General features: G+C 55.7%; 11 protein-coding genes. 2 read left to right on the top strand and 9 right to left on the bottom strand.

Translation table 11 applies throughout. From position 1 onward, the window contains the following. Window positions 1-387 precede the first annotated feature (387 nt). From MRS74_RS18195 to MRS74_RS18175, 5 genes are all read right to left on the bottom strand, one after another. The gene (locus MRS74_RS18195; protein ID WP_254581700.1) at window positions 388-1,917 is read right to left on the bottom strand and encodes a tripartite tricarboxylate transporter permease; all 1,530 of its coding nucleotides are present in this window, start codon (window positions 1,915-1,917) and stop codon (window positions 388-390) included. Next, window positions 1,917-2,387, bottom strand: a complete 471-nt coding sequence (locus MRS74_RS18190) for a tripartite tricarboxylate transporter TctB family protein (protein WP_254581699.1) — start codon at window positions 2,385-2,387, stop codon at window positions 1,917-1,919. The genes MRS74_RS18195 and MRS74_RS18190 overlap by 1 nt, the downstream gene beginning before the upstream one ends. 35 nt (window positions 2,388-2,422) lie before the next feature. Further along, window positions 2,423-3,397 carry a tripartite tricarboxylate transporter substrate binding protein gene (locus tag MRS74_RS18185; protein ID WP_254581698.1) on the bottom strand — a complete coding sequence of 325 codons (975 nt, stop codon included), beginning with the start codon at window positions 3,395-3,397 and terminating at the stop codon, window positions 2,423-2,425. A 77-nt stretch (window positions 3,398-3,474) separates the two neighbouring features. Beyond that, window positions 3,475-3,990 (bottom strand): 2,4'-dihydroxyacetophenone dioxygenase family protein, encoded by a 516-nt coding sequence (locus MRS74_RS18180; protein WP_254581697.1) that lies wholly within the window; start codon window positions 3,988-3,990, stop codon window positions 3,475-3,477. A gap of 52 nt (window positions 3,991-4,042) precedes the next feature. Then, window positions 4,043-4,747, bottom strand: coding sequence for an SDR family NAD(P)-dependent oxidoreductase (locus MRS74_RS18175; protein WP_254581696.1), 705 nt, complete (start codon window positions 4,745-4,747; stop codon window positions 4,043-4,045). A gap of 336 nt (window positions 4,748-5,083) precedes the next feature. On the opposite strand from MRS74_RS18175, the gene MRS74_RS18170 reads away from it, so the two are divergent. After that, the gene (locus MRS74_RS18170) at window positions 5,084-5,860 is read left to right on the top strand and encodes an IclR family transcriptional regulator (protein WP_254581695.1); all 777 of its coding nucleotides are present in this window, start codon (window positions 5,084-5,086) and stop codon (window positions 5,858-5,860) included. 438 nt (window positions 5,861-6,298) lie between these two features. On the opposite strand, the gene MRS74_RS18165 is transcribed toward MRS74_RS18170, so the two are convergent. The 4 genes from MRS74_RS18165 to hmpA form a co-directional block, all read right to left on the bottom strand. Next, window positions 6,299-6,928, bottom strand: coding sequence for a GreA/GreB family elongation factor (locus tag MRS74_RS18165; protein WP_254581694.1), 630 nt, complete (start codon window positions 6,926-6,928; stop codon window positions 6,299-6,301). Window positions 6,929-7,154: 226 nt separating this feature from the next. Continuing rightward, the gene (locus tag MRS74_RS18160) at window positions 7,155-8,348 is read right to left on the bottom strand and encodes an MFS transporter (protein ID WP_254581693.1); all 1,194 of its coding nucleotides are present in this window, start codon (window positions 8,346-8,348) and stop codon (window positions 7,155-7,157) included. Between the two features lie 1,397 nt (window positions 8,349-9,745). Further along, window positions 9,746-10,711, bottom strand: coding sequence for an HPP family protein (locus MRS74_RS18155; RefSeq protein ID WP_254581692.1), 966 nt, complete (start codon window positions 10,709-10,711; stop codon window positions 9,746-9,748). Window positions 10,712-10,861: 150 nt separating this feature from the next. After that, entirely contained in the window at window positions 10,862-12,055 is a 1,194-nt protein-coding gene (hmpA, locus tag MRS74_RS18150) for an NO-inducible flavohemoprotein (protein ID WP_254581691.1), read from the bottom strand. A gap of 171 nt (window positions 12,056-12,226) precedes the next feature. Between hmpA and norR the strand changes: the two genes are divergently transcribed. After that, on the top strand, window positions 12,227-13,795 hold the full coding sequence (gene norR, locus MRS74_RS18145; RefSeq protein ID WP_254581690.1) for a nitric oxide reductase transcriptional regulator NorR: 1,569 nt from the start codon (window positions 12,227-12,229) through the stop codon (window positions 13,793-13,795). Window positions 13,796-14,019 lie beyond the last annotated feature (224 nt).

Here is a 14,019-nt window from a genome sequence, read left to right as displayed (position 1 = left end):
TTAACTCGACGGGTTAATAACTTGGTAGAAAAATAGGCTCCCGCCCTACTTATCCGTCATGCCATAACTATTTAGCCTAAAAGAATGGGCATTAGTGCGTAGACTTGCTGGCATTATTAAAGCGAAAAGATGGCGTTAGCATTGGCCTGCGGCCAATGATGAAGCGTCCCTGCTTCATGTATTAACCGGGTTGGGTTAGTACACCGCTTTGGTTAAACAATGGGATAACTAGCATGCGGCTCCAGACCACACAGATGTGGCTCTCTCCCAAGCTTCCACCGTGGACACTTAAATGCGGTGAGCCTCTATTTCATGGATGGCAAGGAGTTCCGCCAGGCCCATGGCTGCAGGTACAGACAACATGCCTAACTGGCCCGGTTCGTCGCATTATTGCGAGCATACGCCAGCCTTCCCGTCACCCGATCCATTTTTGCGCTGGCTTAACGCGCTCCTGACACTGCCAAGAATGATGCTGCCCCACACTAATAACGCTAGTGCCCCCAATGCCGCCGCAATAGGGCGATCGAACAACATCGAGAGATCACCATTACTCTTGATCATCGATCGCATGAAATTGCTCTCAACCACAGGCCCAAGGATGACCGCGAGTATCATCGGGCCGATCGGAAAGCCATTCTCCGTCATGACATATGCCAGCAATCCCAGCACGAGCATCAAGCCCACGTCGAGCAAGCTGTTATTAGCGGCATAGGCGCCGACAATGCAGAACAGGAGGATCAACGGATAAAGCACTGATGTCGGCAGTGCGAGCAGGTGCCGGGTACTCTTCACGGCCAACAGCCCCAGCGGCAGCAGCAATAAGTTGGCCAGCAGGAAAACGAGGAAGATTGCCATAACCAATGTACTATCGGTGGTAAAGACATCGGGCCCTGGCGTTATCCCTTTCATCATTAACACGCCAATGATAATTGCGGTTATGGTGTCCCCCGGAATACCGAATACCAACGCGGGCACATAGGCCCCGGCCAGGGCCGCATTGTTGGCCGAACTGGCAGCAACCAACCCTTCCGGATGACCGGTGCCAAACTTCTCCGGCGTGCGTGAAAAGCGCCGCGCCAGCGCATAGCTGACCCAGGACGCAATATCCGCCCCCGCACCCGGTAGAGCACCTATTACAGTTCCCAGCAGACCGCCGCGCACCACACCGCCCTTGTATTTCCACATCAGAGAGCAGGCGCCCCTGAAAGGATTGCCAACCTCGGGTACCTGGGGTATGACGTCCCGACCTATCTCCGGCAGGCGCCGCAGGATCTCGGTGACCGCAAATAGACCGATCAGGACCGGTAGAATAGAAACCCCTCCGATCAGCTCTGATACCCCGAAGGTGAAACGAACCTGTCCCGACACAGAGTCCATGCCCACCATCGAGATCATCAGACCAAGCAGCATCGACAGCGCACCTTTCAGCGGCACCCCACCGGAAACCAGCACGGCACAGGACAACCCCAACAGTGCCAGCCAGAAATATTCGTCACTGGTAAAACTCAGTGCAAACTCAGCAATAAGGGGTGCAAACCCCGCCAGCACCGCAACACCAATCAGACCGCCCGTAGCTGAACACAGCAGATTGACCCCCAGTGCCTGACCCAGGAACCCCTTCTGGCCCATTTGGTAGGCCTCTTCCGTATAGGCAGCAGAAGCCGGAGTACCCGGTATTCGCAGCAAAGCACCGGGTATATCACCCGCCACGATCGCCATGGCCGTCGCGGCGACAATGGACGCCACAGCAGGTAGGGGATCCATAAAGAACGTCAGTGGGACCAGCAGCGCCGTGGCCATAGTTGCCGACAGCCCCGGAATTGCACCGATAAAGAGACCAAACAGTGAGGCTCCGAGAACCACCAGAATCACATCCCAACTGAAGACCATTCCTAGTGCAGTGAGTAATTCAGACATCAGTAGATCACCTCCTCTAGAACACCCAATGAGAGAGGAACATGCAAAAGTTCAGCGAATGCGAGCCAGACCATGGCGGACATCACCGTGGCCACAGATACAGCCATAACCCAGCGCCCTCCACTCAACCATCCGATCATCAACGCCAGTAGCACCGGCGCCACAATGGGAAAGCCAAGTAAGGGTGTGAGCAATAGGTAAGCCAGAACAAATGCGATAACCGCAGCAAAACACGCGAATGATCGCGACAGCGACACCTTGCTATGCCAGGAAAAAAAGGGCATATGCTGACGGCAACCGCTGAGTACCAGCAGACTGCCAAGTGCCGTCATCAAGCTGCCGATAATGGCGGGAAAAGTCCCTGCTCCGTACTCTTGCCGGGGAATAGTAGGAAACGCTTGAGCCGCCACCAGGGTGGCGACGCCCAGGGCTGCTAGAAGCAGCCCCAGGAACCAATCATTGATACGCATCGAAAAACTCCTGCTACGGGGTTGCTGAGATTGGCTTACTGAGCCAGTCCCAGTTTTTCGATGATGACACCGTTATTTGCGTCGCTTTCCGCCATGAAAGCGCCAAAATCAGACGGCCCTTTCCACTGAGTACCGAAGCCCCGGCTGGCCATGAAAGACTGAAACTCGTTAGACTCCCAGACCCTTTTAGCGGCTTGAGACACTTTCTGGACGACTTCATCGGGTAACCCTTTGGGTCCCGCCAGCCCGCGCCAAGTACCGGCAGCCCATTTATTGCCCGTAACCTCTATGGTAGCGGGAACGTTCGGGAAGGCATCCAGACGCTGTTCGGCGAAGACTCCCAGCGAGCGTACGTGCCCGGCCTTAACCATGGACTCCGATTCCGGCAGTGAGTTGTAGACAATATCGACACCACCGGCGGCCAGCTCCTGCATCGCTGGAGCGGCGCCTTCACTCGGTACCAGTCTGACTGAGTTGGGATCGATACCTTCGCTACTGAGGAAACCTGCAAAGGCGAGATGATAAGCACTACCGGCGGTGGTACCAGACATGGTGTATTCGCCCGAGTGAGCCTTGATATCACTCATCGCCTGATCAAGAGTTTTCCACTTGGAGTCGGCATTGACGTTAATTGAAGCTGAGTCAAAGTTGATCAACGCGATGGGGGTCAGGTCCTCGTAGCTGATCGAGGCCGATCCGATATGACGAAATGTCCCGATCTCGGCCGTTGCCAGGCCCAGGGTATAGCCATCAGGACGCGCCATCGTCATGACAGTGTGGCCGACGATACCGCCACCACCAGTACGGTTGACGACGTTAACAGGCTGCCCCAGTTCCTGCTCTAGCCCTGCAGCCATCTGGCGCGCGACCGCATCCGTGCCGCCGCCGGCGGACCAGGGCACGATGAGCTGAATCGGCTTTTCCGGGTATCCGGCCTGTGCCGCCCCGGCACCCAGAGCCAGCATGAACATGGAAGTTGATACAGCTTTTACAATTTTATTATTAGTCATTGTGCATTTGTCCTTCATTCTATTTATTAGGGTATTCATCCCAGCGCGCAAGTCGCCGGGTGGTCAATCATTCCGTATCAGCGGATGAATTGATCGATATAGCCACCACCTAAGCCGTTTTCCTCGTAGTGGGCGCGGCACTTGGCGATGCGGGTGAAGACATCGTCGTAGCCGACGTTGTTACCATCCGGATCGACATAGATCATGGCGCCATTGACCTGGAAAAGGGTGATCATTTCCTCGACATGGGGATCCACCACCAGGGTGTGGGTTTCGCCGGGCGCCTCATAGACATAGCCCCCTTCACGCGCCACCCAGTCATGTTCGAGATAGCGCCATTCTCCTTTGAGTACGAAGCCGTGTACGGCTTGCGGGTGACGGTGCCTGGACAGCACGCCGGCCTTGCGTACTCGAAGCAGGTTCACCCAGTATCCGCTGGACGCCGAGAGGCACAGGGGGCGGAAGCAAACATTGTCATCGACGGGCACCCAGACCCGTTCGTCGTCGGGCATGGCATTGGGAATGACCAGCTCCTTCGCCGCCTCGGCCGGTTGTGCGTGCCGGTAGGGTTGCCACTTTTCACTGTTCAACATTTCTAGACCTACGTTACTCATTTTTCCTGGCCCTGTTGTGAGCTGATGATTATCAGACGACGGAATAGCCGCCATCTACGGGAAGCACAACACCAGTCACAAAACGTGCCTGGTGAGAAAGCAGAAAGGCCACCACATCACCGACTTCATCCGGTTCGCCCCAGCGCGCCATCGGCGTTCGAGCAAAAATGGCGCCTGAGCGCTCCTCATCGTTAACAAGTGATCGAGTTAACTCGGTGGCTATCCAGCCCGGCGCGACGGCGTTAACGCGGATACCGTCCTGCGCCCAGGCTGCGGCAAGACTCTTGGTCAGCTGGGACACACCACCTTTGGATGCCGAGTAACCAGGAACTGTCGCGGACCCGAAAATGGAAAGCATCGAGGCGGTATTCACGATTGCACCACTACCACTCGCCAATTTCTCTTTAGCGGCGACGCATACCCGCATGGAGCCTGTGAGGTTCACATCTACAGTGCGGGCGAAGTTCACGGGGTCAAACTCCCCCTCCCCTCGCACTACCATCCCGGCGCAGTTGACCACCGCATCAATTTGTTCCATGGATGCAACCAGCGCGTCGATTTCAGCCTGAGAGCTGACATCCAGCTTGCACGCCTGAACACCGTCCATCGGCGTGAACTCAGCCACCTCTTCATCGCTCACACCTGTCGCCACCACTCGATAACCTGCGCGCACCAAAGACCTGACAACACCTGCGCCGATGCCACGCGTCCCCCCCGTTACTAAAGCGTATTTCATACACTGACCTCGATTTGGTACTGCTGTAGATTGCTTTTGTTGCTCAGACGCGGCCGGAAGAGCGGTAACGCGCCCTGCTCGAATCCACCGTTTTAATACAAAGCATTTAATTAGTATCCACAATGTGGACAACAAAGTCACAATGTGGAATAATATTTGCGCAGATCTATCCCGCCTGTCAAGAGATGATGACGGGAAGATTCAAGATTTAATTACCATTGAGCGACCCGCCAAAGAGCTGAAACCCTGTAACGGTGCCTGCTCTGGTCGGTATAATTCGGTAAGCAAAGATAGAAAAGCACCCGAGCGGAATCGCGCGAAGGGCCAGGAGAGCGTATGTCCACTACGAAATGTGATGCCAAACCCCAGGTACAAGGCACCGCCGCCTTTTCCAAATTCATCAACGTATTGGAGGCCATTTCTGACACCCCCGAAATCGATATCGCACAGCTGTGCAAACGCGTGTCTTACCCCCGTTCGACAATCTACCGACTGACTGCCGCACTGGTTGCTGAAGGGTTGATCGCAGAAGACAAGCACAAAGGCGCTTTTACCCTCGGACCACGGCTGATCAGCCTGGCCAAGAGCGCGCTGGAGCAGCAAGACCTAAGGCTGGTGGCACAGCGCTACCTGATAGACCTGCGGGACAAGACCGGTGAAACCATCCATCTCGCGATATACAATGGCGCAGAAATGACATTCATCGATAAAATAGAGAGTCCTCAGGCCGTGCGTATGGTGTCCCGAATTGGCACACGGATTCAGCTGCACTCCACTGCGGTCGGTAAAGCCTATCTGGCCACATTAAGTACAGCCGAGTGTGAAAAAATACTCGACCGACTGGATCTCACCCCTCAAACAGAACACACGATCACCGACTTCCCAACATTCAGACGAGAGCTGGACCTATGCCGGCAAAGGGGTTATGCCATCGGTGATGAGGAAAATGAGGCCGAAATTCGCTGCTTCGGCGCGGCTATTACGGATAGCGACGGTGAACCGGTAGGCGCAATCAGCGTCAGTACACCAAAGTATCGCTACTCGGACAACGAGTTTGAGAAAATTACGACCCTCCTGCTGGAGACAGTTCGCGCCATCTCAACACAACTGTGACCTTGTTCACGTGAAAATCCAGTTGGGAAAGCATAGTCCCCGGTAAATAGACAAGCGAAAATACTGCGCTGCTCTCAACAGTAGGTACAGTAGGCTAAGTGTTGTCGGACAGCCACCCAGGGCGCCGTAGCGCCAGAGGGGTGTCTGTGTAAAAATGCGGGCTAGAAATTAACCCCGCGGGTTAGTATCCGCAGGGTTAATAAAAGCGCTTAAGCGTTATCTTTTTTCTTGTCACGCTTCTCGCGACGTTTTTCCTTTAACGTCTTGCTTGCCTGTTTTTTATCCTTGCCTTTGCTCATTTCAGTTTCTCCGTTAATTTAAAAAATAGACACTATCGACTGCACGAAAAATTCGCCCACCGGTAATCCGCCATATATTTACAAGGAGAGATGCACAAGGCATCAGAAAGTCTTCAAAGCAATATCCTCCCAATATTAATTAATACAGAATTGAAAGCAGTTCAAAGTCAAGTACCGCCCAGAAAATACGAACTTTAAAAACTTCTCCCGGGACCCTGCCAAGCAAGGCCGACCCTAAGGGCGACAATACCGAGATTCGGTGTACCGAAATGCCAGCCTCTGCAGGATCCGCAGGATCTACCAGCAGCAGCGTGGTTTTATCCCCTGTTTGCAGCAGCTTTACCAAAAGTTTTGCACCTGGGCGTACAGATGACACCTGCCCTGACTCCCCATGGTCAAGCTGTTCTAGCCTGCTGAGAGCAACCAATAGGTTCAGAGGGCTCGTATAACTGAAGCCTTCTTCGGTCAGAAAACAGTAACTTAAACGCTCAGAAATACTTTTAAAGGATGCAGGAACAAAACAGCTCACATCAAACCCTCCGAGATGATAAACGCTGTAAATCAGCCGGAGAGTTTTTATTCTCCGGCTTAAGTCAGGAAGGTGATATTTTTCGCGGAAAATAAATACATATTCAGCATCGCCAAAGAATGAATATTTAAAATGAATCATACCCTGCAAAAAATATAAAGCAAGCCATGTCCGGCACAAGTAGCCAGACCGATAATCCAGGCCGTTTAGCGCCGCCAGCGAGAAGCCTGGGGCAAGCATCAAGGGTGCTGATGCATCGCTGGGTTAATAAGCCCTGCGCAGGAATTCGGGCCACCTGCCGAGTTTCCCATCCGAGTTCCCCATCCAGATGCTGCTCTTCGCTCTGGGTGGCGATCAGCCCCAGAGTGCCGAAGACCTCACACGGCTTAACATGAAAAAAACCCCGCAAAGGCGGGGTTAAAGGCACAGGATCATTCGAAGGCGACCGGCTACACGACAAGCCTCCTCAGGACAGGCTGGCCACCGCTATGCCAGCGGAACCCTGTTCGGGCGCAGCTGCAGTGGCGCGTCGCGCTATATAGACGCCGAATGCGGCGGCACCGGTGGCAGCGCAGACCAGCGCCAGCAACAGCAGGGACTCAAAACCCTCGGCAACCAGGGTGCCGGCCAGCGCCGGCCCCACCATCGAGCTGGCCGCAAAGGCCGCCGGAATCAGCATGATGGCGCGCCCCCGGGAATCGAGTCGGGCGATCATCGCACTCTGGAAGACACAGCCCCAGGTGAAGCCCACCTCCCAGACCCAGGCACCAAAGGCATAGGACAGGAAACCATCGGCGCGGTACAGCAGCAACAAGCCGGTGCAGATCACGGCGAAGACAATCAGCTGCGGCAGCCGCAGCCCCAGGCGGTCGCCGACAATCGCCAGCACCAGGGCTGCAGCGCCGCCGAGCAGTTTCAGCACCGCGAACACAGTGCCAAGCTCGGCCGGTTGCAGTTCCAGCGCGTGCCCCATCCGCTCCAGAAAGGCCCAGAGCCCGATCTGACCGACAAGAAACAGGAAGAACACGCACAGCCCGCCCCAGGCAATCGCCGGCAACCTGAGTTGCTGCGCCAGGGACAACTGCGGTGCCTGCGCTGTCGCCAGGCTGCGGCGCGGCAGCGCAAAGGCACTGAGGCTGAGCAGCAGGATGATCAGGCTCAGCGTGATCGCCGCACCGGTGTACTGATAGCGGGCAATCACGAAGGCCGGCAGGATGAAGAGCACCAGCGCGGTGACACCTAGCTCTATCCCCTGGCGCAACCCCAGTGCCCGCTCCTTGTTGGCCATGTCCCCCATGATGCGCAGCCCCAGGCAGGTCATGAGCGCGGCGAAGAAGCCGATCAGCGCCCAGAGCGGCAGCTGCGCCGCCGCCGGCATACGGGAGGACAGCAGCAGCGCCGCCGAGGCCGCAATCGCGGCCATCGCCGTCAGCAACCGCCAGGACAGCCGGTCGATAACAAACACCGCCGCCAGGGTACCGGCAAAGAACCCGGCAAAGCAGGCTGAGCCCAGAAAGCCGGCCTGCTGGGCGCTGAAGCCGAAACTGTCTGTCAGGGCACCCAGCAGGATGGGCAGCGAATTGAACGGCAGGCCGCCGATGGTGGACGCGAAGCTCGCCGCGAGCATCAGCGTCAGTGTCTGTCGACCCGTGATTGTCATTGCTGTTCTCCGGCTGTCGGAAGTGTCGAGGATGATGCAGCAACGGCCGTTAGACGGCCGGTGCAAAGGTCCATTTTAGAGAACAGGCATCAGCCGGCATCCCGCATTCGGACTATCGGGCTATCGCGGCTATTGCGGTGTTATGAACGGGATTGAGCGCTGCAGAGCTGGAAGTTGGAAGCTTGGCACTGAAAGCCGGAAGCCGGAAGCCGGAAGCTGAAAGCTGAAAGCTGGGCAGGTTGAAGATCCGAAGGGTCGTAACCCAACAGCAGGGGTGCACTGCCTTCTTTCAAAGATGTCGAGTTAATGGAGTGTTACCGTTGTCGGATAATCCTGGTTTCGCCCTCTTGGGCGACTCACTTTTCTTCGAACGGCCGAAGTAAAGTAAGCAAAGGCTCTCTACCTTGAAGAATGCGCCCCAATGGAGCCTTTTTGCTGCGCTCTGAGATCATTCGGCGGGCTGCGCTGACGGTACATCCATGTACCTCATCGCAGGCGCATCAGTCCCTGTTGCGCCCCTTCGGGCCTGATCGCCGAATGACCTCAGTGCTCGCCGGCATATGGCCATGGATGGCCGGTAGCCAGAAAATGCAGGAGCAATTTTCTGCTCATAGGGGGATCGGAGCCGTTCTGATGTTTCAGCTGAAATGAGGGACGACATGCGAATACATGGCCAGGCCGGATCAGGCGGGAGCATTGTAGGAGCTCGGTCTCCGGGCGAATCGAGGTCGGCATGGCATTATTCGCCCACAGAGTGGGCTCCTACAGGTGGTTAACGGAATTATCTATCGCGCTCAGGGCGGCCGGCCCTCAAGGTGAAGAGCCGGCACATCCATGTGCTAATCGGCGTCGATACAGTCCCTGTATCGCCCCTTCGGGCCTGATCGCACAATGCCCTCAGTGCTCGCCGGCATACGGCCATGGATGGCCGGTCGCCAGAAAATGCAGGAGCAATTCTCTGCTCACAAGGGGGAACTGGCCATTCTGGCATATTGGCGCGGGTTCACAGGGTCGGAGTTCACAGGGTCACCCATTAGGGAACCTGCGAACAAGTCCCATTTGGTCTCTGCGGGCCCTGAAGCGTGCAGCTGCAAGGCGCAGTGCGCAGGGAATACCCTAGGCCGTAGTCCTTTTCAAGCACTGCAACACAGCAGATGCATGTTTCAGGGCCCGCCCTTCGGGGCTTGCAGCGCGAACCGGACTCTTTGTTGCCGCTTCTCGACAGGCCACCAGCATGCCTTCGAAACGGCGCCTCGATTCCGGCCCGCGCTGCAAGCCAGAGCCTCATTGGGACATATTCGCAGGTTCCTTAGCCGTGCAACAACATCGCCATTCACCTCAGCAACCAGTTTCAGCGTGTCCAGTTCAGTTAGATTAGGCGGTTGCCGGCCTGATGTTTATTCGTCAACCAGCTTGATCCAGTGGGCGCCCTTCTGTACTACCTCAAAGCGGGTCCACAATCTGAATTCATCGCGGTTACACATGTCTGTTGCATAGTTGCCGGCGCCGGCGAGGACTTTGTAGATCACCTTGTCTTTTGCGGGATCCGGGTGGTTGGCGGCATCGATCACCTGGCGGATGCTCCACAGGTTGCCGATTTTTCCGTTGCTGTAACACTTTCCCTCAACAATCTTGGCGGGGTGCTCGGCATTGGTTTCTGCGTGAAATTTGGCGCGCTCCAGCAACTCCGCGAGGTCCTCGGCGCTGATGTCGATAAAGGAGTCGACAGACTGGATGGCTGCTGAGAAATCTTCATGGGTCAGTTCGTGAACCCTCTCCGATTGTCGTACCACCGGCAGGTGACGACGTCTTGCCATGTGAGCCGGGTAGCGACGCCACCTGAATGCAAAGTTGAAGGCAAATGCCACCAGAAGGATGGCCGCAACGTTGAGGAGTATCGGGTTGAACAGGTAAGCGTAGCCCAGATCGGTGATCTGGTTACCGCCGACAACGGCGGTTAGCGCCGTCGCGCCACCTGGGGGATGTATGCACCGCAGGTAATACATGACTAATACCGACAAGCCGACCGCCAGTGCGGGCATGAAATAGCCTGCGGGTACATAGCGGTGGCAGGAAACGCCGATAAATGCCGACACCAGGTGCCCGCCCAGCACTGCCCAGGGTTGAGACAAAACCCCGTGGGGCACGGCAAACAGCAATACCGCGGTGGCTCCCATGGAGCCGACTACCAGCAGTGTCGCTATATTGCCGGCCAACCCCTGCCCGAAGGTCCAGCCGGCATTGACGTACACCAGGTAAACCCCCACGAATGCACCGAGACCGGATACGGCTTTTTCGAGGTGAGTGGTGGAGCCGGATTCAATACCAAGGTAGAGCCTGGCGGTATTAACCCAATGCTTCACAGCCACTTCCTTTTACAAAATTCTCTGTTTGCAGAGGGCCAATCAATTACAGCCATTCATGCCTCAGTAGTCAGGTAGATGAACGTCCCTGGTCAATAGCGCAACACACGCTGTGATGTCACAGAGTGAGTTGCGCTTGTACAGCGTGGATCAGGCGGCCAGTTCGCTGGCATCCAGTGTCTGCAGCGGGCCAAAGAATTCATAGCGTACGCGCTCTGCAGGAATACCAAGACCGCTTGCTATCCGGTGGCAGCTGTCCATAAAAGGTTTGGGACCGAGAAAATAGAGATCTGTCTCTGCCGAATCATTGACCAGGGGAGCGATCATGTCCTGCTGGATAAAGCCGGTGAGGTGGCTGTTATCGATCGCCGAAGGTTCGCTGTAGCAGTAAGTGACGGACAGGTTGTCGTAGCGGCCAGCCAGATCATCCACATGTTGCTTGAACGCGTGATGGTCACCGTTGATGGCGCAGTGGAAAAACTGGACCGGACGACCACTTTGCAATGCCGGTTCGAGCATGCTGATGGCGGGCGTGATGCCGACGCCGCCGGTCAGCAAAATCAAAGGACGTTGTGACTGTTCCAGTACAAAATCACCCGCGGGCTGGGTGAGTTTGACGCTGTCACCCAAATTTAACCTGTCGTGCAGTAAAGCTGAAGCCTTGCCGTCATGTTCCCGTTTGACACTCAACCGGTAGTAGCGCTCGCCAGGTGAATTGGAGAGGCTGTAGTTGCGGCGTACCTCCTGACCGTCAACGTCCAGAGTGATGCCGATATACTGGCCGGGCTTGAAATCGGCCACCGGACCGCCGTCGGCAGGTTCGAAGTAGAATGAGGTGATGACCTCGCTCTCTTTCTCCTTGCGCTTGAGTACAAACTCCCGTTCGCCGCGCCAGCCGCCTTCTTTTTGCTCGTTGGCCTGATACACAGCTTCTTCGGCGTTGATCAGGATATCCGCCAGTTGCTGATAGGCTTCTCCCCAGGCAGACAGCACTTCGTCCGTGGCAACGTCGCCAAAGACAATGGATATTGCTTCCAGCAGGCATTCCCCGACGATGGGGTAATGCTCGGGCAGGATGTTCAGGGAAGCGTGTTTCTGAACGATCAGAGAAACCGCGTCTCCCAGCACTTCCAGCCGGTCGAGATTGGCGGCGTAGGCGACCACCGCGTTGGCGAGGGCCTGGCGCTGTGTGCCTTCGCGCTGGTGGCTTTCGTTGAAATAGGCCTTGACCTGCGGATAGCGCTCAAACATCAGGGGGTAGAACGCGCTGGTGATGTTCACCGCATTCTCTCTGACGGCGGGTAAGGTAGCTGCAATAATGTCTTTGGATTTCTGGCTGACCATTTTTTCGTCTCCTGTGGGAGTAACCAACAATGTGTGGCACAAAGGTGCGTTACCAGCTTTAAAGCAAATGGTATGCCAAGTTATATCTTATTGTTTTTGATAGATTTTATTTCAATGTTGTAATTATGACAACGGCTGATAAGATGTCATTTTCACAACACTGGTATCAATATGACAACAAGCCGGTTTGCCGAACCTTTCGTCGAGATTGTTGCCGATTTATCCCGGCATTTGTCGCCGGAAGATCGCTACCAGCGACTGCTAGGTACCTTTCGCAGCACCTTCCCCTGTGATGCCACGGCGCTGTTGCGGTTGGAGGGCGATGCGTTGATTCCGCTTGCCATCGACGGCTTGGCAGAGGAAGCCAGGGGCAGGCAATTTGCCATGGCCGATCATCCTCGGCTCGAAGGCATTCTCCGCAGCCGCCAGCCAATACGCTTTGCGGTGAATTCTCCTCTGCCTGATCCCTATGACGGCCTGATTCCCATGGCAGAGGATAATCTCCATGTGCATGACTGTATGGGTTGCGCACTTTACATTGATGATCTTCCCTGGGGGGTGATTACCCTGGATGCCCTTGAACCCGGTACCTTCGACTCCCTGGACATGGTGCAATTGAATGCATTCATCCATCTGGCGGAAGCAACCGTTAAGGCGGCAGAGCTGATCCAGAAGCTGGAACACCAGGTACAGCAAGAACATTTGATTGCGCGGGAAATGCAGGCCAATGTCCAGCAGTCCATGGTAGGCCACAGCCCTGCGATCAAGGCATTGAAAAAGGAAATTACCACAGTCGCCGCATCGGATCTGACGGTGCTGGTGTGTGGCGAGACCGGCGTTGGCAAGGAGCTCGTGGCCAGGGCGCTCCATGATCAGTCCCACCGCAGGGACAGCACCTTAATTTACGTAAATTGTGCTGCCCTGCCGGAAAATCTGGTGGAAAGCGAATTGTTCGGTCATGTTAAGGGGGCCTTCACCGGCGCGTCGGAAGCACGGTCGGGTAAATTCGAACTGGCGGATGGCGGTACACTGTTGCTGGATGAAATCGGGGAAATTCCGCTGGCAACCCAGAGCAAGTTGTTACGGGTACTGCAGAGCGGGGAAATTCAGCGTGTTGGCAGTGACAAGCATCTGACAGTGGATGTCAGGGTGGTGGCAGCGACCAATCGGGACCTGAAGGCGGAAGTTTCCAGCGGTCGATTCCGGGCAGACCTTTATCACCGCCTGAGTGTTTACCCGATTCAGGTCCCTCCATTACGGGATCGTGGGCGGGATATCCTGCTGCTGTGTGGTTACTTTCAGGAACGCAACAGTCGCCGCATGGGGTTGCCCAAGTCGAGATTGACTCCCGAATGCGAGGGGCTATTACTGACCTATTCCTGGCCCGGTAATGTGCGCGAACTGGAGCACTGCATCAGCCGGGCGCTCCTTAAGGCTCGTGGTGACAAGCGAACAGACCAGAATTCGATCATTTCGATTGTTCCGGAACATCTGGATATCAGCCATGATCAAGTTGAGTCTCCGAATGTCCGCGCCGGTAGCAAAGAAGCTATGGATGAGACAGTGGCGCTAGCCAATGTTCAGGGCCTCAAGCTGAAAGAAGGTATCGACCAATTCCAGCGACGCTGGATTCAGGCATTATTGGAACAAAACAGCGGTAACCAGGCGCAGACTGCCCGCCAGCTCGGCATGAATCGGAGTAATTTTTACCGCCTTTTAAAACGTTTGCAGCTTCATTGAATTGAAGGTCCCCGGCCGGCACTTACGTAAAGCGCGGGAGCGCTGGACAAGCAAACAACGAGACTGATGTGTTTTTAAATAGGCAAAAGGCAAGGCCTTCTTCACCCGGCGAGTACACGGACAAGTGTATATACCACCATTGTGAGCACTGAAATCGAACTGACAGTCTAGAGGGTGGCCCGAACATCGTGCAGTTGCGCCGTGGCGTACGCAATGAAGTGCGC

This window comes from Marinobacterium sedimentorum, from assembly GCF_024267675.1.
Classification (GTDB): Bacteria; Pseudomonadota; Gammaproteobacteria; order Pseudomonadales; family Balneatricaceae; genus Marinobacterium_A; species Marinobacterium_A sedimentorum.
This window is presented reverse-complemented; position numbering and strand designations above follow the sequence as displayed.